At 73.4% G+C, this 26,395-nt stretch carries 25 protein-coding genes; 13 read left to right on the top strand and 12 right to left on the bottom strand.

Translation table 11 applies throughout. The features are described 5' to 3' along the window. Positions 1-103: 103 nt before the first annotated feature. Positions 104-1,210, bottom strand: a complete 1,107-nt coding sequence (locus GA0070618_RS03950) for an FAD-dependent monooxygenase (RefSeq protein ID WP_088985264.1) — start codon at positions 1,208-1,210, stop codon at positions 104-106. A 261-nt stretch (positions 1,211-1,471) separates the two neighbouring features. Between GA0070618_RS03950 and GA0070618_RS03955 the strand changes: the two genes are divergently transcribed. After that, positions 1,472-2,620, top strand: coding sequence for a GH12 family glycosyl hydrolase domain-containing protein (locus tag GA0070618_RS03955; protein ID WP_088980409.1), 1,149 nt, complete (start codon positions 1,472-1,474; stop codon positions 2,618-2,620). A gap of 67 nt (positions 2,621-2,687) precedes the next feature. On the opposite strand, the gene GA0070618_RS03960 is transcribed toward GA0070618_RS03955, so the two are convergent. After that, the gene (locus GA0070618_RS03960) at positions 2,688-3,275 is read right to left on the bottom strand and encodes a hypothetical protein (RefSeq protein ID WP_088980410.1); all 588 of its coding nucleotides are present in this window, start codon (positions 3,273-3,275) and stop codon (positions 2,688-2,690) included. Between the two features lie 32 nt (positions 3,276-3,307). Continuing rightward, entirely contained in the window at positions 3,308-4,138 is an 831-nt protein-coding gene (locus tag GA0070618_RS03965; protein ID WP_088980411.1) for an aldo/keto reductase, read from the bottom strand. A 72-nt stretch (positions 4,139-4,210) separates the two neighbouring features. Here GA0070618_RS03965 and GA0070618_RS03970 point away from each other — a divergent pair, with 72 nt between their 5' ends. Further along, positions 4,211-5,278, top strand: coding sequence for a DNA polymerase ligase N-terminal domain-containing protein (locus GA0070618_RS03970; protein ID WP_088980412.1), 1,068 nt, complete (start codon positions 4,211-4,213; stop codon positions 5,276-5,278). A gap of 207 nt (positions 5,279-5,485) precedes the next feature. Here the strand turns inward: GA0070618_RS03970 and GA0070618_RS03975 are convergent, their stop codons facing one another. The 3 genes from GA0070618_RS03975 to GA0070618_RS03985 all read right to left on the bottom strand — a co-directional run bounded on the left by GA0070618_RS03975 (position 5,486) and on the right by GA0070618_RS03985 (position 9,386). Continuing rightward, positions 5,486-6,895 carry a pectate lyase gene (locus GA0070618_RS03975; RefSeq protein ID WP_088980413.1) on the bottom strand — a complete coding sequence of 470 codons (1,410 nt, stop codon included), beginning with the start codon at positions 6,893-6,895 and terminating at the stop codon, positions 5,486-5,488. A gap of 247 nt (positions 6,896-7,142) precedes the next feature. Next, positions 7,143-8,924, bottom strand: coding sequence for a glycoside hydrolase family 15 protein (locus GA0070618_RS03980; protein ID WP_088980414.1), 1,782 nt, complete (start codon positions 8,922-8,924; stop codon positions 7,143-7,145). 69 nt (positions 8,925-8,993) lie between these two features. Further along, complete coding sequence (locus GA0070618_RS03985; RefSeq protein ID WP_088985265.1) at positions 8,994-9,386, bottom strand: cupin domain-containing protein; 393 nt, start codon at positions 9,384-9,386, stop codon at positions 8,994-8,996. Positions 9,387-9,864: 478 nt separating this feature from the next. Between GA0070618_RS03985 and GA0070618_RS03990 the strand changes: the two genes are divergently transcribed. The 8 genes from GA0070618_RS03990 to GA0070618_RS04025 all read left to right on the top strand — a co-directional run bounded on the left by GA0070618_RS03990 (position 9,865) and on the right by GA0070618_RS04025 (position 19,049). Beyond that, positions 9,865-10,983: a transporter substrate-binding domain-containing protein gene (locus tag GA0070618_RS03990; protein WP_088980415.1), complete on the top strand. Its 1,119-nt coding sequence runs from the start codon at positions 9,865-9,867 to the stop codon at positions 10,981-10,983. Continuing rightward, positions 10,869-11,945, top strand: a complete 1,077-nt coding sequence (locus GA0070618_RS03995; protein ID WP_170107803.1) for a hypothetical protein — start codon at positions 10,869-10,871, stop codon at positions 11,943-11,945. The genes GA0070618_RS03990 and GA0070618_RS03995 overlap by 115 nt, the downstream gene beginning before the upstream one ends. Positions 11,946-11,968: 23 nt before the next feature. Next, positions 11,969-12,256 (top strand): hypothetical protein, encoded by a 288-nt coding sequence (locus GA0070618_RS04000; RefSeq protein WP_088980416.1) that lies wholly within the window; start codon positions 11,969-11,971, stop codon positions 12,254-12,256. Beyond that, positions 12,256-14,466, top strand: coding sequence for a serine/threonine-protein kinase (locus GA0070618_RS04005; RefSeq protein ID WP_088980417.1), 2,211 nt, complete (start codon positions 12,256-12,258; stop codon positions 14,464-14,466). Before GA0070618_RS04000 ends, GA0070618_RS04005 begins: the two co-directional genes overlap by 1 nt. Before the next feature lie 18 nt (positions 14,467-14,484). After that, positions 14,485-15,351: a zinc ribbon domain-containing protein gene (locus tag GA0070618_RS04010; protein ID WP_088980418.1), complete on the top strand. Its 867-nt coding sequence runs from the start codon at positions 14,485-14,487 to the stop codon at positions 15,349-15,351. Further along, positions 15,348-16,472 (top strand): hypothetical protein, encoded by a 1,125-nt coding sequence (locus tag GA0070618_RS04015; protein WP_088980419.1) that lies wholly within the window; start codon positions 15,348-15,350, stop codon positions 16,470-16,472. The genes GA0070618_RS04010 and GA0070618_RS04015 overlap by 4 nt, the downstream gene beginning before the upstream one ends. Then, positions 16,469-17,770 carry an ABC transporter substrate-binding protein gene (locus tag GA0070618_RS04020; protein WP_088980420.1) on the top strand — a complete coding sequence of 434 codons (1,302 nt, stop codon included), beginning with the start codon at positions 16,469-16,471 and terminating at the stop codon, positions 17,768-17,770. The genes GA0070618_RS04015 and GA0070618_RS04020 overlap by 4 nt, the downstream gene beginning before the upstream one ends. A 160-nt stretch (positions 17,771-17,930) precedes the next feature. Continuing rightward, entirely contained in the window at positions 17,931-19,049 is a 1,119-nt protein-coding gene (locus tag GA0070618_RS04025) for a beta family protein (RefSeq protein ID WP_088980421.1), read from the top strand. 146 nt (positions 19,050-19,195) lie between these two features. Here the strand turns inward: GA0070618_RS04025 and GA0070618_RS04030 are convergent, their stop codons facing one another. Continuing rightward, positions 19,196-19,483 carry an adhesin gene (locus GA0070618_RS04030; protein WP_088980422.1) on the bottom strand — a complete coding sequence of 96 codons (288 nt, stop codon included), beginning with the start codon at positions 19,481-19,483 and terminating at the stop codon, positions 19,196-19,198. 396 nt (positions 19,484-19,879) lie between these two features. Between GA0070618_RS04030 and dacB the strand changes: the two genes are divergently transcribed. Continuing rightward, a complete protein-coding gene (gene dacB, locus GA0070618_RS04035) occupies positions 19,880-21,475 on the top strand; it encodes a D-alanyl-D-alanine carboxypeptidase/D-alanyl-D-alanine endopeptidase (protein ID WP_088980423.1) in 1,596 nt (531 codons plus the stop codon). Positions 21,476-21,616: 141 nt separating this feature from the next. On the opposite strand, the gene GA0070618_RS04040 is transcribed toward dacB, so the two are convergent. The 3 genes from GA0070618_RS04040 to GA0070618_RS04050 form a co-directional block, all read right to left on the bottom strand. Further along, positions 21,617-21,934: a hypothetical protein gene (locus GA0070618_RS04040; RefSeq protein ID WP_172900256.1), complete on the bottom strand. Its 318-nt coding sequence runs from the start codon at positions 21,932-21,934 to the stop codon at positions 21,617-21,619. A 95-nt stretch (positions 21,935-22,029) separates the two neighbouring features. Further along, the gene (locus GA0070618_RS04045) at positions 22,030-22,479 is read right to left on the bottom strand and encodes a pyridoxamine 5'-phosphate oxidase family protein (protein ID WP_088980424.1); all 450 of its coding nucleotides are present in this window, start codon (positions 22,477-22,479) and stop codon (positions 22,030-22,032) included. Positions 22,480-22,565: 86 nt separating this feature from the next. Next, complete coding sequence (locus GA0070618_RS04050) at positions 22,566-23,159, bottom strand: pentapeptide repeat-containing protein (RefSeq protein ID WP_088980425.1); 594 nt, start codon at positions 23,157-23,159, stop codon at positions 22,566-22,568. Between the two features lie 61 nt (positions 23,160-23,220). On the opposite strand from GA0070618_RS04050, the gene GA0070618_RS04055 reads away from it, so the two are divergent. Both GA0070618_RS04055 and GA0070618_RS04060 read left to right on the top strand, forming a co-directional pair. Continuing rightward, entirely contained in the window at positions 23,221-24,453 is a 1,233-nt protein-coding gene (locus GA0070618_RS04055) for a serine hydrolase domain-containing protein (protein ID WP_088980426.1), read from the top strand. Between the two features lie 130 nt (positions 24,454-24,583). Beyond that, positions 24,584-25,225: an NAD(P)-dependent oxidoreductase gene (locus GA0070618_RS04060; protein WP_088980427.1), complete on the top strand. Its 642-nt coding sequence runs from the start codon at positions 24,584-24,586 to the stop codon at positions 25,223-25,225. Between the two features lie 29 nt (positions 25,226-25,254). Here GA0070618_RS04060 and GA0070618_RS04065 read toward each other — a convergent pair whose 3' ends face one another. Then, entirely contained in the window at positions 25,255-25,719 is a 465-nt protein-coding gene (locus GA0070618_RS04065) for a PPOX class F420-dependent oxidoreductase (RefSeq protein WP_088980428.1), read from the bottom strand. Positions 25,720-25,739: 20 nt separating this feature from the next. Beyond that, positions 25,740-26,381, bottom strand: a complete 642-nt coding sequence (locus GA0070618_RS04070; RefSeq protein ID WP_088980429.1) for a DUF6642 family protein — start codon at positions 26,379-26,381, stop codon at positions 25,740-25,742. Positions 26,382-26,395 lie beyond the last annotated feature (14 nt).

Raw genomic sequence — 26,395 nt, forward strand, 5'->3', positions numbered from 1 at the left:
CTGGTAATTGCGAGCCGTAGTCCGAAGGAAGGATAGTCCCCGGCAGGTCGCCACGCCGCGCCGGGTAGCCGGACACGCCCTGCGCACCTCGGCTGGTCGGAGGTCACAGCGGATCGACCAACAGCCGGTAGTGCTCCTGGAAGATGCGCCCGCCCCGGCCGCGCAGCAGCGGGTCGCGCAACGCCGGGGGCACGTCGCGGGTCCGGTCCCGGTCCCGGGTCCGGTCCCGCACCCACTTGGTGCGCGGCCGGCGACGGCTCTCGTACGCCACCAGGGCGGCCTCGACACTGCCGGCGACGGCCAGCGACTCGGCGAGCACCACCGCGTCCTCCAGCGCCATCGCCGCGCCCTGGGCCAACGTCGGCGCGGTGGCGTGCGCGGCGTCGCCGACCAGCACGACCCGCCCCCGGGACCAGCGACCCAGCTCGACCTCGTCGGTGAGCCCGACGTGCACCCGGTCCAGTGCGTCGAGCACCCGGGGCACCGGCCCCCCGTAGGAGCCGAACACCTCGCGCAGCCGGGCCATCGGGTCGGCCGGTGGCGCGACGCCGGCCTCGTCGGCGTAGCAGTAGAGCCGTCCGCCGCCGATCGGCATGACCACGAACCCGGCGCGCTGGCCGAGCAGGGCGGTCCACTCGGCGACCGACGGACCGCCCCGGACCATCCCCCGGTAGACGATCTGCCCGGCCGGCCGGGCGGGGCCGCCGAGCGCGGCCAGGGTCCGCACCGTGGAGCGGGGGCCGTCCGCGCCGATCACCAGGTCGTACTCGCTGACGGCGCCGTCGGCGAAGGTGACGGTGACCGTGTCGGCCGCGAGGTCGAGGGTGCGCACCTCGGCCCCGTGCCGGACCGCCCCGCCGGCCCCGGTGAGCAGGACGCGGTGCAGGTCGCTGCGGGGCAGGGCCCGGCACTCGCCGACGCCGGCCCAGAGCCCGGTCAGGTCGACCTCGCAGAGCTCGCTGCCGGTGGCGTCGAGGAACCGCTGTCGGTGGATCACCTGCCCGAGCGGGCGGACGGGCAGGTCGAGGTCGAGCCGGCGCAGCGCGCGGGCGGCGTTGCCGGGCAGGTAGAGGCCACTGTCGGGCAGGTCCGAGGCGGTCCGTCGCTCGGTGACGTCCGGGCGGAATCCCGCCCTTCGCAGGGCCCGGGCCACGGCGAGCCCGGCGATGCCCGCGCCGACGACGAGAATGCGCAGGGGGGATCCAGCCATGCTGGTGTACGCCTCCGAGGGGAGCGGCACGCGTTGAAGGCAAGAGACTACTCCCCGCAACCGGCGCAGGGAAGATCCGATCGGATGGCGCGTGATCTCCCCCTCGGCCGAGGCGGAGTAGCCCCAGGGTGCACGCGCGGGCCGGTCCGGTTGCGCAGCAATTTCAGGCATGTAAATGTGTTGCTGTCCTTGGGAGCGCTCCCGCGCCTACTTCGCGGTCTGTCCGGCGCCCCCATGCCGAGCCAAGGAGCAGCGAACCCCATGATCCGTATCCTCCGCGCCGTGGTGGCGGCCGGCGTCCTCGCGGTCGGCGCGATCACCGGCGTCGCCCTCGGCGGCAGCGCCTCCGCCGACACCCAGATCTGCGAGCAGTACGGCACCACCGTCATCCAGAACCGGTACGTGGTGCAGAACAACCGGTGGGGCACCAGCGCCCAGCAGTGCGTCAACGTCACCGGCACCGGCACCGGCTTCTCGATCACCCGCCAGGACGGCAGCAACCCGACCAACGGCGCGCCGACGGCGTACCCGTCGGTCTTCTACGGCTGCCACTACACCAACTGCTCACCGGGCACCACGCTGCCGATGCAGGTGAGCCAGATCAGCAGCGCGACCAGCAGCATCGACTACACGTACGTCAGCGGGGCCACCTACAACGCCTCGTACGACATCTGGCTCGACCCGACCCCGAAGCGGGACGGGGTGAACCAGATGGAGATCATGATCTGGCTCAACCGGCAGGGCCCGATCCAGCCCATCGGCTCCCGCGTCGGCACCACCACCCTGGTCGGCCGCACCTGGGAGGTCTGGCAGGGCAGCAACGGCGCCAACAACGTCATCTCGTACGTCGCGCCGTCGCCGATCAGCAGCCTGAGCTTCAGCGTCCTCGACTTCGTCGCCGACGTCCGCAACCGGGGCGCGATCACCAACTCCTGGTACCTGACCAGCATCCAGGCCGGCTTCGAGCCGTGGCAGGGCGGCGTCGGCCTGGCGGTGAACTCCTTCTCGGCCGGCGTCAACGGCGGCGGCACCAACCCGACCACCCCGCCGCCCACCACCGCGCCCCCGACCACCCCGCCGCCGAGCGGGGCCACCTGCGCGGTCCGGTACGCCCCGACGAACACCTGGAACACCGGCTACACCGCCGAGGTCACCGTCACCAACACCGGCGCGACGCCGGTCACCGGCTGGACGCTGGCGTACCCGCTCCCGGCCGGACAGCAGATCACCGGTTCGTGGAACGCCACGGTGACCCAGAACGGCAGCACGGCGACCGCCCGGAACCTCAGCTACAACGCCACCATCTCCCCCGGCGCCTCGGTCACCTTCGGCCACCAGGTGTCCACGAGCAGCGGATACGCCGCGCCCAGCGGCTTCACCCTCAACGGCACCGCCTGCACCCGCCTCTGAGAGACACCCGAAGGACCCTTCCCGCCGCCTCGGCCGGTGACGGGAAGGGCCCTTCGGCGTGCACCGGTCAGCGGGCGGGGTCAGTGGTACGGACGTCGGCGAGCTGGCCGTAGCTGCCCTGCGGCCCGTACGTCGACCCGAACGCGCTCCCGGTCACGCTGGCGTTCATCGCGGTCTTTTGGTGGACCCGACCCTCCTCGTCGGTACGCACCTCCTGCCACGGATCACCCCAGGTGGTCCAGGTGAGTTCCAGCGCCGTCGTGCCGGTGGTGGCCGGCAACCAGGTGCAGCCCACCTCCTCCGCGTCCACGTACTCGCAGTACTCGCGCTTCTCCTCGTACGGCACCTGGGCGGCGACCGTCGTGGTCACCAACGAGAAGGAGAAGTCGGTCACCGGGACGCCGACCGCGTCCCGATGAGTCATCTCGCAGGCGTACACGTCGCCGACGAACACGCACTCCGAGTCGTGCCAGCTGACGTCGATGGTTGTCGCTCCTTCGGCGTCCACGACGTCGATGTTCAGGCTCGTGTCGCCGGAGAAGTAGGCGTGGGCGTACCGGCTGGTCGTGTCGGCGGCGGCCGGCGCGGCGGGCAGGACGGCCGTCGCGGCCATGGCGACACCGGCGACGACCAGAAGGTTGCGGAGGCGGCTCATCGGTCTCCTCGATGGAAGGCGGAAAGCCGACCCTAGAAGATGAAGTCCGTCGATGCATCTCGCTTTTCGCCCCGAGGCCCGCCGCCCAGGGCGTCGATCATGTCCCGGTCCTGTGGGGTCAGCGCGAAACCGAAGATGTCGGCGTTCGCCCGGATCCGGGCCGGCGTGACCGACTTCGGGATGACCACGACCCCGTGGTCGACGTGCCAGCGGAGCACCACCTGGGCCGGCGTGACGCCGTGCGCCTCGGCGATCCGGGTCAGCACCGGATCGGTCAGGTCGGTGCTCTTGAACGGGCTGTACCCCTCCAGCACGACCCCGCGCTCCCGGTGCTCGGCCTGCCGCCGGGCGTCGTACAGCATCGGACCCCAGCGGATCTGGTTGACCGCGGGCGCCTGGGTCGTCGCCTGGATCAGCTCGTCGATCTGCGCGGTCGAGTAGTTGCTCACCCCGACGGCGCGGGCCAGGCCGTCGTCGCGCGCCTTCAGCACCTGCCGCCACATCCGGACGCTGTCCCCAGGAGCGGCCGGAGGCCAGTGGATCAGCCACAGGTCGACGTGACCGGTCTCCAGGGCGGCCAGGCTGGCCTCCAGGACGTGCCGTTCGCGCCGGACCCCGTCCGAGGGGATCTTGGTGGTGACGAAGACGTCGTCCCGGTGCAGCCCGCTGTCCCGGATGGCCCGGCCCACCTCCTTCTCGTTGCCGTACATGGTGGCGGTGTCGACGTGCCGGTAGCCGACGGCGAGGGCGGTCCGCACGGCGTCGTAGGCGGACTGGCCGGACGCCTGCCAGGTGCCGAAGCCGAGCAGCGGCATCCGGACCCGCTCGGGCAGGGTCACGGTGGGTTGGTCGGACGGACTCATGCCGGTCCGCGTACCCGCCCGCCGCGCTCCCATGCCGCTGCGGGGTCGTCCGGATTCGCGGACAATGTCCCCATGGCGGACCGGCTGCGCGAGTACCGGCGCAAACGCGACGCCGGGCGTACCCCGGAACCGGTGCCGGAGCGGTCGCCACGGCGGCGGGAGCGGGGTGACGGACGGGGCCGGTTCGTGATCCAGCAGCACCACGCCCGCAGCCTGCACTGGGACCTGCGCCTGGAACGCGACGGCGTGCTGGTCTCCTGGGCCGTGCCACGTGGCCTGCCGCGCGAGCCCGGCCGCAACCACCTGGCCGTGCACACCGAGGACCATCCGATCGAGTACCTCGACTTCCACGGCGACATCCCGGCCGGCGAGTACGGCGGCGGCCGGATGACCATCCACGACCGGGGCACGTACCGGTGTGAGAAGTGGCGCGACGACGAGGTGGTCGTGCGGCTGTCCGGTGAGCGGACCACCGGCCGGTACGTGCTCTTCGCCACCGGCGGCACGGACCGCGACTGGATGGTCCGGCGCACCGACCCGGCCCCGCCGGGCTGGGTGAGCATGCCCGAGCGGATCGCGCCGATGCGCCCCACGACCGCCGCGAAGCTGCCGACCGACGCCGGTGCCTGGGGGTACGAGCTGCGCTGGGACGGGGTACGCGCGCTGGCGTACGTCTCCGGCGGCCGGCTGCGGCTGGCCGCCCCGGCGGACCGGGACGGGGAGCGGGACGTCACGGGGGCGTACCCCTGGCTGCGGGACATGGCCGAGGCGCTGGCCCCGACCGAGGTGGTGCTGGACGGGATCCTGGTCGACATCGACGCCGCCGGTCGGGTCCGCCCGCCCCGACCGGCCCGCGCCGGACGCACCGACCCCACCGGTCAGTACCTCGTGGTCGACCTGCTCTGGCTCGACGGGGTGTCCAGCGTCGACGTGCCGTACGCCCAGCGCCGGGAGCTGCTCGACGGGCTGGCCCTGGGCGGCCCGCACTGGCAGACCACGCCCTGGTTCCCCGGCGCGGGCGCGGAGACCCTGGCCACCGCCCGGACGCAGGAGCTGCCGGGCGTGCTGGCGAAGCGGCTGGACGCCGCGTACGAACCGGGCCGGCGCAGCCCACAGTGGCTCAGCATCGACACCCACTGACCACCCCCACGCCGGGCGGGCTGGGGCTGGGGCTGGGGTGGTAGCAGGGGCCCCTTGTTACCGCTTTTTGCCGAGCAGGGGTCCCCTGCAACCACGCCAGCCCAGCCCACACCTGCCACCACCCGAGCCGCGCCTCGCACGGCCGTGGGCCGCGCGCGGCGGGTGCCGGGCACGGCCCACGGGGTGGTGAGGACCGGCTGGTGCGGTCTACCGGTAGGTGATGTCGGACGGGGAGTAGAAGCAGTTGACGCCGTCCGCGCCCTCACCGATCAGCGTCGGCTCGCTGCCCTTCGGCACGCCCTTGTACTTCTGGCAGATCGAGGTCTTACGGTCGGGGTCGTTGAGGATCGTGATCCGGCTGAACCGGGCGGTGTCGCCCCAGTTGGTGTTGATGCCGGCCAGCGCCTTGGTCGAGGTCGCGGTCACGTTGTCCATCACCACGTGCCGCTGGTACGACGTGGAGCAGTTGCCGCACGCCCGGTAGAGCTTGCCGGAGGACTCCACCCGGAAGTTCCTGATGTAGACGGTGCCCGAGCCGTTGTGCTGGAACACCTTGTCCGACGCGGAGCGCGCGCCGCCGCCGTCGACGGTGTACGTGGTGCCGCCCCGGAAGGTGGCGGCGTCCTCGCCCACGTCCTCCCACCAGACGTTGATCAGGGTGCAGTTGCCCTCGCAGTGCACGCCGTCACCGGCGGGGGCACCGATGATGACGTTGCGCAGGGTCGCCCCGGCGGCGAGCACGAACATCGGGTCCTGGCTCTCGCCCTGGCCACCGTCGCCGATGCCGTAGTACCGCTTCATCCCGAGGTCCTGGTTGCCCGAGATCGGGATGGTGTCGTCCACCTTCACCTGGCCGGCCGGGGTCGGCCAGCTGGCCGGTGGCGGCGTGGTCGGTGGCGGGGTGGTGGGCGGCGGCGTGGTCGGTGGCGGGGTGGTCGGCGGGTTGCTGGTGGGCGGGGCCGTGGTGGGCGGGGTGGTGGGCGTGGAGCCGGCGGAGTCCACCGCGACGTCGTCGAAGCTGCCGCTGGCGTACGCGGTGACCAGGCCGATCCGGCCGGAGCCGACCAGGCTGTCGCTGCCCGAACCGACCTGGGTGCCGTTGACGAAGCCACGGATGGTGCTGCCGCTGGCCTCGATCCGCAGGGTGTACCAGGAACCGGCGGCGGTGCCGACGGAGGCCGAGCCGAGCGTGGTGATCTGGCTGCCGTTGACCGCCTGGAGCGCGGCCTGGCCGGAACCGAGGAGGGCCAGCCGGTACATCTTGGTGCTGCTGGCGGAGCGGGCGGCCAGACCGACCAGCCCGGTGGACGAGTCGTAGGCCAGCGGCTTCACCCGGGCCTGCACCTGGTAGTCGGTCCAGCCGGTCTGGCCGGCGAACTGGCGGGCCAGTTCGCTGCCGGAGTTGGACTGGGTCAGGACGCCGGAGCCGTCGGTGGCGACCGTCCAGCTGCCACCGGACTTGGACCAGCCGTTGGCGTTGCCGTCGTCGAAGTTGTCGGAGAAGAGGGTGGCGGCGAAGGCCGAGGTGCCCATGCCGGCGGCGAGGGCGACGGCGGTCGCGCCGGCACCGACGGCGGCGAGCAGCGCCCGTCGGTGAACGGTGCGTCTGATCTGCACGGGGGGTGTCCTCCTTGACAGCGGTGTGATGACGGTCGGGGGACCGCGCCTGTCGCGGGACGGCGACATGGGGACGGCGCGCCCAGGGACCGTCCGGCCCCGCCGAAGGCCCGGACTCCGTGCGGGGGACCCGGATGGGAAGCCCAGGAAAGGGCTTTCCCATCCGCGCCCAAGGCTAGGGAGTGACGCACACCACCGTCAATGGCTGGCATGTGCAGGCTTGTTGCAGTCGTACGCCGCGGGCGGTTCAGTCACCGCCCGGCGCGGTCAGCTCCCAGGCCGCGTTGACCAGTCCGATGTGGGACAGCGCCTGCGGGAAGTTGCCGAGCATTCCACCGGTGACCGGGTCGACCTGTTCGGCGAGGAGCCCGAGGTCGTTGGCGTGCCCGGCCACCCGGACGAAGAGCGCCTCGGCCCGGTCCCGCTCGCCGGCCTTGACGAGGCACTGCACCAGCCAGAACGAGCAGAGCAGGAACCCGCCCGGGTCGCTCGACCAGCGCCGGACCAGCCCGTCCGGAGTGGCCAGTTCCCGCTCGACCGCCGCGATGGTGGCCCGCATCCGGGGGTCGGTGGCGGGCAGGAACCCGACCACCGGCAGGTAGAGCGCGGAGGCGTCCAGCTCGTCGGAGCCGAACGCGCCGGTGTACGCGCCGGCCCGCTCGTTCCAGCCCTGCTCCAGGACCGTCGCGCGGATCTCGTCGCGCACCGCCCGCCAGCGCACCGGATCGGCCCGGTCGCCGAGCCGGGGGGCCAGCTCCACCGCGAGCCGCATCGCCACCCAGCAGAGCGCCTTGGAGGAGAGGTGGTGGCGCTCCTCCTCCCGGGTCTCCCACATCCCCCGGTCCGGCAGCCGCCAGGTCGCGGCCACCTGCTCGGTCAACCCGACCACCATCTCCCGCAGTTCGTCGTCGAGCTGCTCACCGAGGTACTCGTGCAGCCGCCACACCGCCGAGACCATCTCACCGGGCACGTCCAGCTGGCGTTGCCGCCAGGCGTCGTTGCCCAGCCGCACCGGTCGGCTGTCGGCGTACCCGCGCAGGTGCGTGACGTCGTGCTCGGCGAGACCCCGCTCCCCCTCCAGGCCGAAGAGCACCGGCACCGGGGCGTCGCGGAGCTGGCCGATCGACCGGGCCGCCCAGGCGAAGAGGCGGGACGCCTCGTCCGGGCAGGCCGCCACCCAGAGCGCGTGCAGGGTCATCGCGAAGTCGCGCAGCCAGGAGTAGCGGTAGTCGTAGTTGCGGTCACCCCCGAGCCGCTCCGGCAGGGAGGTGGTGAGGGCGGCGGCGACCGCACCGCTGCGGGTGTACGTCAGCCCCTGGAGCACCGTCGCGCTGTGTCGTACCAGGGCGGTGTGCCGGCCCTGGTAGCGGTGCGCCTCCCGGAAGGCCTGCCAGGCGAGGACCGTGTCGGCGAGCGCGTCGACCGGGTCGAGGCGCGCGGGTGTCCCGTCGTACACCGGGGCGTACGCCAGGTCGAAGCCGATCCGGTCGCCGGCGGCCACCGTGAAGTCCGCCCGGACCCGGTCCCGCTCCGCGCGCAGCGGCACGCCGCCGCGCAGCACCAGGGCGACCGGACCGGCCACGGCCCGTACCGCACCGTCCGGCAGCCGGTTCAGGTACGGCGTGAGCAGCCCGTACTCGGGGCGGGGGGTGAGTTCCAGCTGCATCGGCACCCGGCCGCTGAGCCCCTCGACCACCCGGAGCAGCACCGCCGGGGAGTTCCTTCCCACCTCGTGTGCCCGCGCGCCGGGCTCGGCGGCGAGCGCGTCGGTGACCGCGACGCTCCCCTCGGACGTGTGGTGGACGGTCCGCAGCACCAGCGTGTCGGGCAGGTACGCCCGGTCCACCCGACCGGGGCCGACCGGGGCGAGCCGCCACCGCCCCGCCGCGTCGTCGAGGAGCCGCCCGAACACGGCGGGCGAGTCGAAGCGGTCGGGGCACCACCAGTCGACCGAGCCGTCCCGGCCGACCAGCGCGCCGGAACGGCAGTCGGAGAGGAACCCGTAGTCGGAGATCACCGGCCGGTCCACCCGCCCGGCGTACCCCGATCCGGCGCGTTCAGGCCCGGGGCCGGCGGCAGGCCGCCGACCCGGTCCGGGTCACGCGTTCGGCGGCTCGTCCTTGCCAGCGGCCTCCATCTCGTCGGCCTCCTCCTTGGTCCGGTGCACGACCTGGTCGGCGTGCTCGGGCGGGCCGTAGACGGTGTACAGGACCAGCGGGTTGGGGCCGGTGTTGACGAAGTTGTGCTTCGTGCCGGCCGGGACGACCACCAGGTCGCCCTGGTTCACCGTCTTCGTCTCGCCCGCGACCCGGGCCTCGCCGGTGCCGCTGACGAAGGTCAGGATCTGGTCGATGCCCTCGTGGACCTCCTCGCCGATCTCCCCACCCGGCGGGATCGTCATGATCACCAGCTGGGTCTGCTGTCCGGTCCACAGCACCCGACGGAAGTCCGGGCTCCGTTCGGCGACGGTCGCGATCGTGTAGTGCTCCATGTCGCGCTCATACCCGGTACCGGCCCCGGTCACGCCGTGACCACCGAATGGTGGACTTTTCCACAACGGCCGGGTTTGCGGCTGCCCGCGATGGGCATGATGCAAACTGACCGGCGCGCACGGAGAGGTCGGTCGAGCCAGGTCCCCGCTGGCGTACCGCCGCAGGCTGCGACGGTGGGAGACGGCCAGAGCGCGGCGACGTGACGATCCATCGGGATCGAAACGGCGCCGCGCGCTCGTGTGGCGGCACCGTCGCCCGCCGGACCGGGGCATCCGCACCCGTGGCCGTTCATCCGCCGCCCCGGCGATACCACCCCAAACCACCCCGCCCACACCGCGAGACCGTCGACCCCCGGTCGGCCGTTGGGCCGAACGTCGGATACTTGCCCGTTCGACCACGGCGCGGGCCCTCCCGCACCCCGCCGGCAGACCCCACAATGGAGGGCCGGTCACGGGTGCGGCAGCGGGAGGGACGAGCTTGAATCAGGAGACTGAGCCGAGCGCGGCGACGACAGCCGCCCCGTCGAGCAGCCCACGGTCCCGGCAACTCCGGCTCGTGGCGCTGACGGTCGTGCTGACCGTGCTGGCGGTGGCGCTGGTCCCCGTCGTGCTCAACCTCGGCCCGCCGACCCGCGACGAGCTGATGGAGCGGGCCGGCATGAAGGGCAAGCGGGAGCTGCTCATCGGGGTCAAGGACGACCAGCCCGGCATCGCGTTGCAGCTGCCCGGGGGCGGCTGGCAGGGCTTCGACATCGACGTCGCCTACATGATCGCCAGCTACCTGGACTTCGACCGCAGCAAGGTCGTGCTGCTGCCGATCGAGAGCGAGGACCGGGCCCGTCGGCAGGCCCCCTACAACGACCGGTTCGTCACCGTCGACATGGTGATCGCCTCGTACAGCGTCACCGACGAACGGACCCGCGAGGGGGCCACCTTCTCCGCCCCGTACCTGCACACCGAGCAGTCGGTGGTCACCCGGGCAAACGAGCCCGGCCCGGTGAGCAGCCTGGAGGACCTGCGCGGGCGGCGGGTGTGCACGCTCACCACCTCGACCTCGCAGGCCCGCCTGCGCGACGTGGGCGCCGAGGCGTACGGACGGAACAAGATCAGCGAGTGCGTCCAGGAACTGCACGACGGGCGCACCGACGCGGTCACCACCGACGCGGCGATCCTGGCCGGCTTCGTGACCGCCAGTCAGGACCCGGACGCCTTCCCCACCACCCTCAAGAACGTCAAGCCCCTGCGGCACTGGGACATCGGCTCGTCCCCGCAGGAACGTTGGGGCGTCAACACCGGCCCCAACACCGCCCTGCGTGACCTGGTCGACCTCGCGCTGCACGCCTCCGCGAAGGACGACGAGAACAAGGTCTGGGAGGAGGCGTACGACGACAACCTCCGCTGGCAGCAGCCGTTCAACCGGCCGCAGTCGGTGGCGGAGGAGCAGCAGCCCGAGCCGAGGAAGGTGGAGGTACGGCAGTGGCCGTGGGAGAGGTTCGCGCTACCGCTGCCGGGTCACCCCGGACCGCCGACGCCGCCGGTACGCTCGGCCGCCCGCGTCGGACGGCCGGGGCGCGGCAGGCGCAGCAGTGGCTGCTGACGCTCCTCCCGGCGTTCCCCGTCCTGCTGCTGGTGCTGCGGCTGTGGCAGCTCAGCCGGCAGGACATGCCCACGATGCTGCTGCTGGTGCAGTACGTCAGTCCACTCGGGCTGCTCAGCGCCCTGCTCATCGCGCTGGTGTGGGCGGTGCCGCTGGCCGTGCTGGTGGTCGGGGTGCTCGGCCGGCTGTTGCGGGTGAGCGCGCCGGACCGGTTCGATCCGGAGCGGTCGCTGCTCGCCTCCGGCACCGCCCGTACCCCGGGCTGGGTGCTCACCGCCGCGGTGGCGCTGGCCGCGCTCACCTGGCAACTGCGGTTCCTTCCGGCGCTGCTGATGCTCGCCCTCTGGCTGCTCGCCCTGCGCACCCGGTACCTCCACCCCGACCGGCCGCTGCGGATCATGCTGGTCGGCCTGGCCTTGCCGGTGGCGGCGGCCGTGGTCGCGTACGCCGTGCTGGGTCCGGCCGTCTGGTCGGCGGTCCGGGCAGACGAGTGGAGCACCGTCGCGCTGCTGGCCGTGCCACCGGCCGCCGCCGCCGTGCTCACCGGCCCGCTCCCCCGGCGGGCCGCACCGGCCCTGACCCACGGCCTGGCCTACACCGTCGCCGCCGCCCTTCCGCTGGTGATGGGGGCGGTGTTCCTGCGGGTGCCCGTCCTGCCCACGACCGCGGTCGAGGTCGCGTCGACGGATACCGGCCGGGCGACCGGTGTCGTGCTCGGGCACATGATCACGGTGACCGACACGTCGACGGTCGTGCTCGACCGGGGCGGTGTCGTCCGGTTCCTGCCCAACGGCCGGGTCCGGACGCAGACCCTCTGCTCCGAGGCCGCCCGGGTTCCGTTCAGCGTGGTCACCGTGCACGGGTGGCCGGTCGAGGAGACCGCCCTGGACTGGATGATGCCCCGCCGCCCGGTCGTCGCGCCCGACCAACGCTGTTCCGGGCGGCCCGGTCCCGGTTCCTGACGGACGCCGCCCCGACCCGGGCGGTGGAGGACGCCGCGCGAAACAACCGGGCGGCGGAGGACACCGCACCGAACAACCGGGCGGTGGAGGACGCCGCGCGAAACAACCGGCCGGCGGAGGACACCGCACCGAACAACCGGTCGGCGGAGGACGCCGCGCCGGGCGACCGGTACCGTCGGGCACACGACCTGCTCCGGGCCGCCCCGTACGAACCGACCGAGGCGACCGGACGGTCCACGGGTACGGCGACGAGGTGCGCCGTACCCTCGACGACCGGTGGCGACGAGGAGTCCGACGGGGGGCCCGCCTGATGCGCTGCACCCGCACCCCCGACTGCACCGGCACGGTCGACGAGACCGGCTTCTGCGACCGGTGCGGGCTGGCTCCCCGGCGCGCCGACCGGTCGCCGCGCCCCGGGTCGGAGCCGGCGCCGCCGCCGGCCGGTCCGACCTGGAGGGTCGCCGACCTGGTCTCCCTTCCCGTGCTGGTGTTCCCGACCGACCAGCGGGTCCGGCGCGACCCGGCGGTCCCCGAGCACCAGCGGTTCTGCGCCCACTGTGGGGGCCCGGTCGGACGCGGCGGCGAGGACCGCCTGGACCACGGCTACTGCGGCCGGTGCCAGACCCCGTTCGCCTTCGTCCCCGACCTGCGGCACGGCGACCGGGTCGCCGACCAGTACGAGGTCGTCGGCTACCTGGCCCGGGGCGGTCTCGGCCAGGTGTACCTCGCCAAGGACACCCACCTGGACGACAACCCGGTGGCCCTCAAGCGGTTGATCGACAAGACCAACCGGCACGCCCTGAGGGTGGAGGTCTCCGAGCGGCGCTACCTGACCACGCTCGACCACCCCGCCATCGTCCGGATCTTCAACTTCGTCACCGCCCCGGACCGGCTCTTCGGGGGGCAGACCAGCTACCTCGTGATGGAGTACCTCAACGGGATGTCCCTGGCGGAACTCTGCCTGGCCGCCCGCGATCCGGCCCGGCCGGACGTCTCGCTGCCACTGGAACACATCCTCGCGTACGCCCACGAGATCCTGGCCGCGTTGGACTACCTGCACCGTCGGGGGCTGCTCTACACCGACCTGCACCCCGGGAACGTGATCCGCGTCGCCGACCGGATCAAGCTGATCGACCTCGGCGGGGTGCGCCGGGCCGACGACCGGTCCAGCCCGATGGTGGGGACCCCGCTGTACCGGGTGAGCGACCGGGAGCTGGAGACGTACGGCACCACGGTCCGCTCCGACCTGTACGCGGTCGGGGTGCTGCTCGCGGAGCTGAGCCGTGGGCTCGTCCCCGGGCCGGAGGTCCCGCCCGGCGACGTCGACGTCGGGGTGGAGTCGTTCCTCCGGTTGGTCCGGCGGGCACGGCACGGCCGGCCGGAGCACCGTTTCGCCTCCGCCACCGACATGTCGGAGCAGATCAAGGGGGTGCTGCACGAGCTGCTGCCGCCCCGGTCGGTGCACGAGCAGCCTGCCTCGTCCACCGTCTTCGCGCCGACCCCCGCGCTGCTCGACGCGGGGCTCGGCACGGTGCCGCCGCTGGAGCGCTGGACCACGCCGGAGGGCGGCGCGGTACACGCGCACGGTCGTCCCGCTCCGGCCGCCGTGGCCACCGGCCTGCCGGTGCCCCGTCCCGTGCCCGGCGACCCCGCCGCCGAGTTCCTCACCACCGTCGGGGCGCTCGACCCGGAGAACCTGCTGGACGGTCTCGCCTCCTTCGACGCCCCCTCCGTCGAGATCGAGCTCGCCCGGTGCCGGGCCCGGCTGGAGCTGGGCGACCCGCCCCGCGCCTGGGACGCGCTCACCGCCGCCGAGAAGCTGCTCGACGACGTGCCGGCCGACTGGCGGGTGACCTGGCACCACGCGCTGCTCGCGCTCACCCAGGGCGACGTTCCCCGGGCCGGTGACCTCTTCGACGCGGTGTACGGGGAACTCCCCGGCGAGGTCGCGCCGAAGCTGGCCCTCGCCTACTGTGCCGAGCACGTCGGTGACACCGTCCGGGCGACCCGCTACTACGAGGCGGTGTGGCGACGGGACCGGCTGACGGCGAGCGCCGCGTTCGGCCTGGCCCGGCTCCGGCTGGCCGGGCGGAACCGGGCCGGGGCGGTGGCCGCCCTCGACGGTGTCCCCCGGTTCTCCCGGCACCACGACACCGCCCGGATCGCCGCCGTCCGGGCGCTCACCACTCGGCTCGGCGACGGGCCGCCCGACGCGGCGACCCTGAACGAGGCGGTCCGACGCCTCACCGAGCTGCGGCTCGACGGTGGCAGCCCGCACGGCGAGGCGCGGGACCGACTGACCACGACCGTCCTTGAGGCGGCACTGGAACGGGTCCTGGCCACCGGCCCGGACGGACTGGACGGCGGCGGCATGTTCGGTGACCCGCCCTCGGAGAACGCCCTGCGACGCCGGCTCGCCCGGTCCTTCCGCGGCCTCGCCCGACAACAGGCCCGCAACCGCAACGACCACGGCGTGCTCCTCGACCGGGCGAACACGGTACGTCCCCTGACCCTGCTGTGACGTGTGAGGAGTGATCCGGTGCCGACCACCCCCCTCGGCTTCGACGTGCACCTCGACCACGACCGCCACCTCTCCCCCGGCGACCGCGAGCTGCACGCGATCCTCACCGTCGCGGTGCGCGCCGGGGCCGGGCGACCGGCGGCCGGACCCGACCGACCGCGATCCGCCGGGGTCGCCGTCGTCGACGGCGCGGAGTCCACGGCCCGCCCGCCGGCCGGGACGGCCGCCGCCGCGATCGACCCGCTACCGGTGCCGCAGGTGCGGATCCGGATCCGGACCGTCGCGCCGAACCGGGTGCTGTTCTGCCGGCAGGTCCACCCGACCGTGCGGGACCTGGTCGGCGTACCGGTCGACGACCGGACGGTGGACCATCCGACCGGCCCGTGGGGCGAGGAGCGCCGCGAGTACCACCTCTGCCTGGCGGTGGACGGCACGGACCGGCCCCGGGACGAGGACCTGCTGGCCGCCCGGGTCGACCTGGTCGTGGACGGCGCCGCCCGGACACCACCGGTGGCCGTCCTGGTGCAGTGGACGGACGACCTGACCCTCTCCAGCCGGGTCGATCCCCGGGTCGCGTACCACAGTGGCGTGGCGGAACCGGACGGGCCGACCTCCGACGACGTCGAGCGCTACGACAGTGACGACCCTGCGGCCGTCGACGGTCTCCTGGGACGGGCGGTCCGGCTGGCCGCCGTGGCCGGAGACACCCGCCGGCTGGAGGAACTGGGGCTGCTGGTCGACGTGGAGGAGCCGCCGCCACCCGCGCCGACGGTGACCGACGGCGAGGTCCGGTCCTGCCGGTGCGGCCGGGAGTCGCCTCCGGGCACCCGGTACTGCGAACGGTGCGGAGCGGAACTCGACGTCCCGGGACCGGTGTCGACGTGAGCGGCACCCTGACCAGCACCACCCGGCGGAGCCTGCGCCGGCACCGGCGGACCCTGCTCGTCGCGACGGCGGTCGCGCTGGCCGGCTGCCTCTCGGTCTTCCTCGGCGTGCACCGGGCCGCCGACGCGGTCGCTACCCAGTCCGTGCCGTCGGTCCTGGCCGTCTACGACACCCAGGTCGCCCTCCGGGCGGCGCACGGCGCGGCCCTGGCCGGTTTCTCCGACGGCACCCGACTCCTCGGTGGAGCGGGCGAGGAGTACCAGAACCGGATCGCCGCCGCCGGACAGCATCTCGCCGAGGTCGCCGAACGGAACGCGGCCGGCGAGACGGGCAGTGGGGACATCCAGGTGGTCGAGGCGCTGCTGGTCACCTACACCGGTCTGATCGCCCGGGCCGACGTGCACTTCCGGCAGGACCAGGACAGCGCCCTCGGCACCGCCGCGCTCTGGGACGCCGCCAGTCTCCTGGAGGAGCTCCTGCTCCGGCTGGACCGGCTCCGTCAGGCTCAGGCGGCGGCGTTGGACGAGCAGGTCGGCCGGCTGTGGGCCAGTCCGGTCGCGGCGGCGCTCTGGCTGGTGCCGGTGCTCGTCCTCGTCGGGCTGCTGGTGCGGGCACAGCGGTTCCTGCGCCGACGGTTCCGCCGCCGGGTGAACGCCCCCCTGCTGCTGGCCACCCTCTTCGTGCTGCTGATGGGCGCCGCCACCTCCTCGACCCTCTGGTCGGCGGGGCAGCTCGCCGCGACCCGGGAGTCGGTCCGCGCGGTCGAGGGGGACCGGAGGGAACAGTTGACGCGGCTGGCGGCCGAGGACACCGACCGCCTCACCGACCGGCTCGAGGCGGCCTGCGGGGGGCGGGACGGGTGTCCGCGCACCATCGACCTGGTCGACGCCGAGGGCGGCCGGGCCACGGCCGGGCCCAGCGGCACGCCCCCGTCCGGGGTGCCCGCCAGTCCGGCGGGCGACGCGCGGACGAACGGCGACGTCGCCACCGACCGGGCCACCCGGGCGGCCACCAGCCACGGCGGTGAGTTCGTCCTACCCGTCGCGGCGCTCTGCGCGGCGGTGGCCGTACTGCTCGGCTTCCAGCCGCGCCTGGACGAATACCGGTACGACGAGCGATGAGACGCCGCATCGGACTGCTGCTGATCCCGGCCCTGCTCGCGGGCGGGGTCGCCGCCTGCGCGGACCCCGCCCCGACCGGGCGGGTCACCGTCATCGCCTCCTGGTCCGAGGCCCCGGGGAACGACGGGACGGAGTCCCGGGACACCGAGGCCGCCGCGTTCGTCGCGGTGCTGGACGAGTTCGAGCGACGCACCGGCATCACGGTGGACTACCGGGGCACCCGCGACGTCAGTCAGGTGCTCCGCTCCGGGGTCGACCGGGGCTCCCCGCCCGACGTGGCGGTGCTGCCCCGCCTCAACGACCTCCAGACGTACGTGCACAGCCGCAAGCTGCACCCCCTGGACGACGTGCTCGGCGCGGACCGGCGGCCGGATCTGGAGCCGCAGCTGGTCACGCTCGGGGGGCGGGTCTACGGGCTTTCCGTCAACGTGGTCCCCAAGAGCCTCGTCTGGTACGCGACCGACCGGCAGCCCGCCCTGACCCGACGTCCCCCGGCCACCTGGGAGGAGCTGGTGCGGTTCAGCGCCGGCCGGCGTACGCCCTGGTGCCTGGGGATGGGCGCGCCGCCGCTGTCCGGCTGGCCGGGCACCGACTGGATCGAGGACCTCTTCCTGCACCGGTGGGGTGCCCAGACGTACCAGGCGTGGACGGCCGGCGACCTGCCGTGGGACTCGCCGCAGATGCGTGAGGTCTGGCAGGCGTGGGGTGAGGTGACCCGGGCCGGCCGGAGCACCCCGAACGCCCTGCTGACCGGATTCAACGTCGCCGGGCTCGGGATGTTCGCCGAGCGGCCGGAGTGCCACCTGGACCACAGCGGCTCCTATATCGTCCGCGACTACCGGCGGGAGGCCCCGGGCCGGTTCGACTTCTTCCCGTTCCCGCCCTTCGCGGCGCGCGGGGGCAGCGCCACGACCACCGAGATCGCCGAGGACGTGGTGGGAATGTTCGAGGACACGCCGGAGGCCCGCGAGCTGATCCGCTTCCTGGCCGGCGACCGGGCCCGGCAGGTCTGGCGGGAGGCCAGCGGTGGGCTGTCCTTCACCCTGAACCGGGGCACCGATCCGGCGAGCTACCCGGACCCGGTGTCACGCCGGATCGCCGAGACCCTGACCCGGGACACCCTCTGCCGGGACGCGTCGGACCTGATGCCGGCGGCGATGACCGCGGCGTTCCACCGGGCCGTCCTGCACCACCTCGACGATCCCCGGGACCTGGCGGCCCTGCTCCGCGAACTCGACACCGTACGGGAGCGGATCCGGGACGAGGAGTGGCTGGACCTGCCCTGCCTGACCCGGTAGGCGCGGCACGGGAAACCGGGCGGTTCCACGTGACGGCGCGGTGGAACCGTCCGGAGAGAACGGACGACGACACCACCGACGGAGCGACCGATCAGGCGACCGGGCGACGGATCAACCGAACGGCGCTGTGACACATGGTCATCTCTCGATACATTGGAGTATGGCGTCCGCCCACCCGGGACGGACGGCGGAGCCGGTCTACCGCCCGGTACTGACCGCCGGGCGGAGCGAACTGGAGGCGCTGGGCCATCTCGACAGCGACAGCGCCGTGCTCGTCGTCCCGATCCTCACCCTCGCCGTCGGCGATCCCGTCGACCTGCTCGGTCGGCTGCCGGCCGGACTGACCGCCGCCGTCGACCTGGCCGGCTTCCCCGACACCGGGCCGCTGCTCGGGCTGCTGCGCCGGGGCGCACCGCTGGTGCCGGTCATCGGTTTCGCGGAGCACGCCGACCGGCTGGTCGCCCAGGGCGCGATGGCCCGGTCCCACCTCGGCTGGGCGGTGCTCCGCCTGCGGCTGCGCACGGACCCGTACGGCCCCGACGCGGCCACCGGCGCGGCGGAACGGATCTGGCGGCGTACCGGGCTGATGCCGGAACAGTGCGACCTGCTGCTCGACGTGGGTGAGGTCTGCTGCGCGGCGGACCTGCGTGCGACCGAGCCCCGGGTGCGCCGGTTGGTCGACTGGGCCCGCCGGCACGCCTGGCGGTCGGTGACGGTGGTGGCCGGCGCGATGCCGCCCGCGCTGCCCGCCCTCCCCGACGGGGAGCCGGTCCGGCTGGCGCGCTGGGACTGGCGGCTCTGGCGGAACCTCACCGGGCTCGGTGTCGACTACGGCGACTACGGGATCCGCACCGCCACGCCGGGACCACCCGAGCGGCTGCCGGCCATGCGGTACACCGCCGACGACACCTGGTGGATCTACCGCTGGTCCCGTCGGGGCGGGCGGGGGGACGACCGGGTCGCCGAGCTGTGCCGCGCGGTGGTCACCGCCCCGCACTGGCCGACGGCCGGGGCCGCCTTCTCCTGGGGTGACCACGAGATCCTGCGCCGTGCGCGGGGTGCGGCCGGGGCCGGTTCGGCGACCAGTTGGGCGGCCTGGGGCACCTCGCACCATTTGGCCCACGTGCTGGCCACGCTCCGGCAGCCGTCCGGAGCGTCCCCGCCCCGACCGGTCCCGTACCGGGGACGGGAGCGCCCCGACGGCCACCGGCCCCGGGGGCCCCGCCACGGCGGGCGGACCTGGCCGTCGCGGGGTGACGAGTCCGGACGGACCGGATGACGCCAGCCGGCGGTCGGTCGCCCGGTGCCGGCCGGCAGCCGGAGCGGATCGTCGTCAGCGGCTGGTGGGACGGTGGGCCGGCCGTTTCAGTGGACCGGCGGGACGGAGCGGCCGCTTCAGTGGGCCGGCGGAATGGACCGGCCGCTTCAATGGGCCGGCTTCTCGGTGAAACCGAACTGCACCACGCCCTCCTCGTCGACGGTGGCGTCGACCGAGGTGTCGTTGAGCAGTTCGGCGGCCTCGGAGTCGAGGAAGATCCGGGCGCCCTCGGTGTCCACCACCTGGTCGTCCCGGCCCGGCTGCCCGACCAGTTCCACGGCGAGCGAGCCGGCATCCAGGTCGGCGGTGATGCGCAGCCCACCGGCGTCGGAGACGTCCTGCTGCGCGGCGAGGTCACGGATCACGAGTACGGCGTTGTCGGTCATGGTGAGCATGGCGGATCTCCTCACTGGTGATCGGGTGGTCGCCGGCGCCGGCGGCCGGCCCGCTGGGCCACCACCGGTCGCGGGGCCCCGGGTCACAACCCGGTGGGACGTCCGGACACGGCCCTCACGGAGGGGGCCCGCCGGCACGCGGGCGGGCCGGAGAACGGTCCGCCACCTGCTACAAACGGGGCAACTCGTACAGCCCTCTCCGGCCAACGGTGCCCGCTGGGGCGGGATCCGTCAAGTGGAGTCCGGCTATCCGGGCAATCTGGGCTTCAACGTCCCCAGCGTACCCACCTGGGCCGACTGCGCGGTCCGGCCCGGCGGAATCGCACCCCCCACCGGTGGCACGAATTTTCGAACTCACGGCTGTGCTGAAAAGAATCTCCATGACAACATCGGCGCATGCAACGTCGTCGCTATCCTCGGGCGCTCGCCCTGGTCGCTCTCGCCACCGCGGTCGCCACCGCGACCACCAGCGCCGCGCCTACCACCGCCACCGCCGAAGCCCCCTCCCCCACCGAGACCCGACTCAGCGCCACCCTCGACGCGATCCTCGCCGACGCCCGCCTCGACGGCGCGCAGGCGGGCGTGGTGGTCGCCGACGCGACCACGGGCGACACCATCTACCAGCGCAACGGGGACCGCCGGCTGATTCCGGCCTCCAACACCAAGCTGCTCACCTCGGCCGCCGCCATGGAGCTGCTCGGCCCCGGACACCGGTTCACCACCGACGTCCTGCGCAGCGGCGCCAAGCGCGGCAGCGTCCTCACCGGCGACCTCCACCTGCGCGGCGGAGGGGACCCCACCATGCTCGCCGCCGACTACGACGCGCTCGCCGCCCGGGTCGCGGCAGCCGGCATCCGGGTGGTCACCGGCGACCTGGTCGCCGACGACACCCGCTACGACGCGACCCGGCTCGGCCCGGACTGGACCTGGGACGACGAGCCCTACTACTACGCGGCCCAGATCTCCGCGCTGACCGTCGCCCCGGACACCGACTACGACGCGGGCACGGTGATCGTCAGCGCGGCGCCCGGGGCGGACGCCGGACAGCGTCCGAAGATCAGCCTCACCCCGTCGACCGGGTACCTGCGGATCGACAACCGGGCCACCACCGTGGCCACCGGGGCGACCAGCATCTCCATCGAACGTGAACACGGCACCAACACCGTCGTGGTGACCGGGCAGATCGCCCTCGCCGCCGCACCGAGCAGCGACTGGGTGACGGTCTGGGAACCCACCGGGTACGCCGCCGACGTGTTCCGCACGGCGCTGCGCAAGCACGGCGTACGGGTCCTCGGGCAGACCGTGCTCGGACGGGCGACGCCGACCGGCGCGACCGGAGTCGCCCGGCACGACTCGATGCCCCTGGCCGAACTGCTGGTGCCGTTCATGAAGCTCTCCAACAACGGTCACGCCGAGGTGCTGACCAAGGAGATCGGGCGGGTGCTCAACGGCTCCGGCACCTGGTCGGCCGGGCTCACCGCGATCAGCGAGTACGTCGCCGACGCCGGCATGGACACCGGCGCCCTGCGGCAACGCGACGGCTCGGGGCTCTCCCGGCGCAACCTGATCCCGCCCGACGAGTTCGTCGACCTGCTGGTCGCCGTGCGCGCCGAGCCCTGGTTCGACGCCTGGTACGCCGCCCTGCCGGTCGCCGGCAACGCGGAGCGGTTCGTCGGTGGCACCCTGCGCAGCCGGATGGCGGGCACCCCGGCGGCGAACAACGTGCGCGCCAAGACCGGCAGCCTGACCGGGGTCTCCGGGCTCTCCGGTTACGTCACCGACGCCGACGGACGGCGGCTCGTCTTCTCCGTCGTGCTCAACAACTACCTGGCCTCCTCGGTGAAGACCCTGGAGGACCAGATCGCCATCGCACTGGCGTCGTACACCGCCAAGGGCGGCGCCACGGCGCGGACCGCGCCCCCGGCGGCACCGGAGATCCCCCGGACCCCCGAAGGCATCGAGTGCTCCTGGCTCAAGCCGATCACCTGCTGACGCGCCGCTGCCGAGGTGCCTGAAGCTGAGGTGCCTGCGGGTGAGGTGCCTGACGCTGAGGTGCCTGCAGGGGTCCCCTGCTCCGCAAAAAGCGGTAACAGGGGACCCCTGCTACCACCCCACCCCACCCCGACCGCGTCGTCAGGCGACCGGGGGCGGGGTGGCGGCGGGGTCGCCCTGCTCGACGATGGCGTCGATGTCGGCCGGGCGGAGCCCGCGCAGTGCCAGCACCCGGCGTCCCCAGCGGTGCAGGCGGCACGGGTGCGGGCTGGCGTCGTTGCGGCACACCGTCCCGCCGGACCACCGGCGCGGCGCGTGCACCACCACCGCCCGGACCGCGAACTGCGCGTCCTCGCCGGTGACGTACGGGGGCAGCGGGATCTCCCGGAGCACCTCCCCGTCCGGGATGCCAGCGACGCGCGGGGCGGCCGGCCGGACGGTACGGGTACTCGTGCCCATCAGCGAAGCCTCCCGGGATCGTCGAATCTCCACAACGGAAAGTTACGACCCGATCGACGCGGCGCGACGGACAAACTGTCCCGGCGGACCGCGCGCTAGCGGCGGGTGCGGCGGCGCAGGCCCTGCCCGGGGTGCCAGCTCTCGATCACCAGGTGGTCGGCCGGCTCGCCCACCCGGGTCAGGACCACCTCGGTCAGTTCGATCCGGAACCGGTGCGAGCCGTCCTCCGGCGGCGGCAGTTCGTGCGCGATCCCGGCGATCTTCGCGTCGCCGTCCCAGGAGCCCGGGTCGTCCTCGGGAGTGTCCTCGGTCGGGCAGTGCAGCGCGACCCGGGGGTCACGACGCAGGTCGAGTGCCTTGAGCGCGCCGGGCATGCTGCCCACGCGCAGGTCCCCGTCCTCGAACTGGAACTCGGTACCGCTGATCCGGGGCGAGCCGTCCCGGCGCAGCGTCGCCATCGTCCCGTGCTTGCGGACCGCGAAGCGGGCCCGCACCCGCTCGGCGAAGTCCGGTTCCTCGTCGATCAGATCCGACCAAAATGCCATGCACCGAGGGTGGCAGCCGCACCTGACATCCGGTGACAGCAATTCCGGTGCGTCCCCCACGACCGGGGTGACCTGGCCCACGCCGGTCAGCGGATCTCGAAGCCCATCGTCCGGGCCAGCACCAGAGCCTGGTCCGGGTTGATGATCGCGCCGGCCCGCTGGACGACCGTCGGGTCGATCGCGCTCAGGTCGCTGCCGCGCAGGTCACAGCGGGTGAGGCGGGTGCCGGTGAAGTGCCCGCCGGAGAGGTCCGCGTTGGTCAGGACCCCGCCGGTCAGATCGGCCCCCGTCAGGTCGACCTCCCGCATCCGTACGCCGGTGAGGCGCACGCCGCGCAGGTCGGCCCGGGGCAGGGCGACGAAGGACCAGTCCCCGCCCTCGACCCGCAGCGGGCGCAGCTCGCACTCGGTGAACGTGCTGCCGACCAGCTTGCAGCCGGTGAACTCGGCCTCGAACAGGACGCAGCGGGTGAAGACGCAGCGGGTGAACGCCGAGTCGACGTGGCGGGAGGCGTTGAGGCGCACCCCGCCAAAGGAACACTCGGTGAAGACCGCGCCCCGGGTGGTCGCCTCGGTCAGGTCGATCTCCTGGAACGAGCAGCGCACGAAGTGCCGGTCGACGATCTCCTCGCCGTACCAGTCGTCGTGGCGGTAGGTCGCGTCCTCAGTCAACTCCGGCACGGTCCCGAGGGTAGCCCCACCCCTTCCGAACCGTCCGTACCAGCTAGTAGGTTCAGGTGTCGTGGACGTGGCACGGAACATCGACCCGGACGAGATCGGCTTCGACCCGGCCCGGCTGGCCCGGATCGACGAGCACTTCGGCCGGTACGTCGACGGGGGTCAGCTCGCCGGCTGGCAGATCGTGGTGACCCGACGCGGGCACGTCGCGCACTCCTCGACGTACGGCATGCGCGACGCGGAGGCCGGCGCTCCGGTGACCCCGGACACGCTCTGGCGGATCTACTCGATGACCAAGCCGGTCACCTCGGTCGCCGCGATGATCCTCTGGGAGGAGGGTCGGTTCGAGCTGACCGACGAGATCAGCCGGTGGCTGCCCGAGTTCGCCGACGTCCGGGTCTACGCCAAGGGTTCGGCGCTCAAGCCGTACACGGTGCCGGCGGTGGAGCCGATCCGGGTCTGGCACCTGCTCACCCACACGGCCGGCCTGACGTACGGGTTCATGCAGACCTCGGTGGTCGACGGCCTCTACCGGGCGGCCGGCTACGACCTGCACTGGCCGGACGGGCTCGACCTGGCCGCCGCCTCGGTGGCCCTGGCCGAGCTGCCGCTGCTCTTCCAGCCGGGCAGCGCGTGGGGCTACTCGGTCGCCACCGACGTGCTCGGCCGGTTGGTCGAGGTGGTCTCCGGGCAGCGCCTCGACGACTTCGTCGCCGACCGGATCCTGCGCCCGCTGGGCATAACCGACACCCACTGGTGGGTCGACGGGGACGACGCCGAACGGCTGGGCGCGCTCTACGTGCCCGACCCGAGGACCGGACGGATCCTGCGGCACGACCAGTTCGGGGCGGTGGCCCGACGCAAGCCCACCCTGCTCGCCGGGGGCAGCGGCCTGATCTCCAGCGCGTACGACTACCACCGATTCACCCAGATGCTGCTGCGCGGGGGCGAACTGGACGGGGCCCGGGTGCTCGGTCCGCGCACGGTGCGTTTCATGGCCCGCAACCACCTGCCCGGCGGACGGGACCTGGCGGCCCTCTCCACCGGTGGCTTCGCCGAGTCGATCTTCGACGGGGTCGGCTTCGGCCTCGGTTTCGCGGTGGTGCAGGACCCGGTTCCGGGGCGGGTGCCGAGCAGCGTCGGCGAGTACTACTGGGGTGGGGTCGCCAGCACCGCCTTCTGGGTCGATCCGGTCGAGGAGGTCACCGCGCTGTTGTTCACGCAGCTCATGCCGTCGAGCACCTATCCGCTGCGGTCGCAGTTGCGCCAGCTCGTCTACTCCGCCCTGGTCGACTGAGCCGCCCCACGGCGGTGCGGGTGCCGGGCCGGTCGGGTCGGCCGGTGGACCGGGATCGCCGTTCCGCCGCCCGGTCGGCGGAACGCTCCTAGCCTGGAGGCGGACCAGTCCGTCGGGCCGGGAGGCGGTCATGAGCAGCATCGTCGTGTTCGGTGCCGGGGGCACCGCGGGTTCCCGGGTCACCGCCGAGGCGTTCCGCCGGGGGCACCGGGTCACCGCCGCGGTACGGCGGCCGGAGGCCACCTCGTACCTGCCGGCGGGTGTCCGGGTGGTCACCGGTGACGTCACCTCCGCCCGCAGCGTGCGGGAACTCGCGTCGGAGGCGGACGTGCTGGTGGTCGCGGTCGGCGGCGGCGAGCGGACGCTCTGGGCGGACGCGGCGCGCACGCTGACGACCACCCTGGCCGAGCTGCCCGATCCGCCCCGGATCATCCACCTGGGCGGCGGGGCGACCCTGCTCGCCCCGGACGGCACGCGGTTCCTCGACGCGCCGGACTTTCCCGAGCGCTACCGTGACCCGGCGCTGGGGCAGGCGGACGCGCTGGACTGCTACCGCTCCTCGGCCGACGGCGTGCCCTGGACGTACGTCTCACCCCCGCCGCTGGAGTTCCACCCGGGCGAGCGCACCGGCCGGTACCGCACCGGCGCCGACCACCCGGTCACCGACGCGCAGGGCCGGTCCGTGCTGTCGTACGAGGACCTGGCGGTGGCCGTGGTCGACGAGATCGAGAACCCGCGCCACCTGAACACCCGATTCACCGTCGCCTACTGACGATCCACGCACGTCGGCCCGCCGGCAGGTCAGTCCGCCAGCCGGGCCGGGAAGCCGCCGGTCGCGACCGGCCCCCAGCTCTCGATGGTGACCCGGATCAGCGACTTGCCCTGCCGGACCATCGCCTGCCGGTACTCGTCCCAGTCCGGGTGCTCCCCGGAGATGCACCGGAAGTACTCGACCAGCGGTTCCAGCGCCTCCGGCAGGTCGAGCACCTCGGCGGTGCCGTCGAGCTGCACCCACGGACCGTTCCAGTCGTCGGAGAGCACGCAGGCGGAGACGCGCGGGTCCCGGCGGATGTTGTGCACCTTGGCCCGCTCCGGGTACGTCGAGATCACCAACCGTCCCGCCCCGTCGACGCCACAGGACACCGGGGAGGACTGCGGGCGGCCGTCGGCCCGTGTGGTGATCAGCACCGCGCGGTGCCGGGGAGTGAGGAACTCGACCAGTTCCGGGCGGTCGATCCGGGTGTTCGTCGCGATGCTGCGTGCCATCGCTCGTTTCTACCAGCCCCTCACTGCGGGCGGGCGGCGGCGCGGTCGCCGGCCGGCTGGGCGGGCACCCGGGGACGGGCCGCCGGCCGCCACTCCCGGCCGTTGGCGTAGATCACCCGGAAGCCCAGGTACGACGCGAGCGGCGCCCAGTGCGCCGATCCCATGCGCAGCTCGGCGGCGTTGTGTCGCTGGCCGTTGGCCAGCACGTCGAGCAGGACCGTCTCGAACGCGGCCGACTCCACCCAGTCGACCTCCCGGGTGAACCCGCAGACCAGTGCCGCCCCGGTGACCGTCAGGAACTCCCGCAACGCGGAGGTGGAGGCGCGCAGCACCGAGCAGCTGCCGAAGTAGAGCCGCTTCCCGCCGCACCGGCCGGCCATCCGCTCCGCGACGTCGCTCAGCTCCACGGAGTGCCAGTCGGTGAGACAGAGCCGACTCGGCTCGCCGTGCATGGCGAAGAAGCCGACCCGGTAGTCGGCGTACTGCTTGAGCAGCCAGCGGTCGAGGAAGTAGTTCAGCTCGTCGGGCGTGGCGGCGTCCTTGTGGATGAACCGGATCCGCCCGAGCCGCTCCAGCAGCTCCAGCGTCGGCAGCACCGACCCGCGTTCGTGCAGGTCACGGTGCCACTGGCCCTCCAGGCAGAAGATCCCCCCGCGCGCCATGCCACCTCCCACGT

The sequence above is a fragment of the Micromonospora echinospora genome (assembly GCF_900091495.1).
GTDB lineage: Bacteria > Actinomycetota > Actinomycetes > Mycobacteriales > Micromonosporaceae > Micromonospora > Micromonospora echinospora.

Excerpts from the sequence above, each read along its gene's own strand:
- GA0070618_RS04060 (WP_088980427.1), top strand. The coding sequence starts at position 24,584 with ATGAGCAGCATCGTCGTGTTCGGTGCCGGGGGCACCGCGGGTTCCCGG.
- GA0070618_RS03960 (WP_088980410.1), bottom strand. The coding sequence starts at position 3,275 with ATGAGCCGCCTCCGCAACCTTCTGGTCGTCGCCGGTGTCGCCATGGCC.
- GA0070618_RS03970 (WP_088980412.1), top strand. The coding sequence starts at position 4,211 with ATGGCGGACCGGCTGCGCGAGTACCGGCGCAAACGCGACGCCGGGCGT.
- GA0070618_RS04065 (WP_088980428.1), bottom strand. The coding sequence starts at position 25,719 with ATGGCACGCAGCATCGCGACGAACACCCGGATCGACCGCCCGGAACTG.
- GA0070618_RS03955 (WP_088980409.1), top strand. The coding sequence starts at position 1,472 with ATGATCCGTATCCTCCGCGCCGTGGTGGCGGCCGGCGTCCTCGCGGTC.
- GA0070618_RS03965 (WP_088980411.1), bottom strand. The coding sequence starts at position 4,138 with ATGAGTCCGTCCGACCAACCCACCGTGACCCTGCCCGAGCGGGTCCGG.
- GA0070618_RS03985 (WP_088985265.1), bottom strand. The coding sequence starts at position 9,386 with ATGGAGCACTACACGATCGCGACCGTCGCCGAACGGAGCCCGGACTTC.
- GA0070618_RS04070 (WP_088980429.1), bottom strand. The coding sequence starts at position 26,381 with ATGGCGCGCGGGGGGATCTTCTGCCTGGAGGGCCAGTGGCACCGTGAC.
- GA0070618_RS04025 (WP_088980421.1), top strand. The coding sequence starts at position 17,931 with ATGGCGTCCGCCCACCCGGGACGGACGGCGGAGCCGGTCTACCGCCCG.
- GA0070618_RS03950 (WP_088985264.1), bottom strand. The coding sequence starts at position 1,210 with ATGGCTGGATCCCCCCTGCGCATTCTCGTCGTCGGCGCGGGCATCGCC.
- GA0070618_RS04020 (WP_088980420.1), top strand. The coding sequence starts at position 16,469 with ATGAGACGCCGCATCGGACTGCTGCTGATCCCGGCCCTGCTCGCGGGC.
- GA0070618_RS04040 (WP_172900256.1), bottom strand. The coding sequence starts at position 21,934 with ATGGGCACGAGTACCCGTACCGTCCGGCCGGCCGCCCCGCGCGTCGCT.
- dacB (WP_088980423.1), top strand. The coding sequence starts at position 19,880 with ATGCAACGTCGTCGCTATCCTCGGGCGCTCGCCCTGGTCGCTCTCGCC.
- GA0070618_RS04045 (WP_088980424.1), bottom strand. The coding sequence starts at position 22,479 with ATGGCATTTTGGTCGGATCTGATCGACGAGGAACCGGACTTCGCCGAG.
- GA0070618_RS04030 (WP_088980422.1), bottom strand. The coding sequence starts at position 19,483 with ATGCTCACCATGACCGACAACGCCGTACTCGTGATCCGTGACCTCGCC.
- GA0070618_RS04005 (WP_088980417.1), top strand. The coding sequence starts at position 12,256 with ATGCGCTGCACCCGCACCCCCGACTGCACCGGCACGGTCGACGAGACC.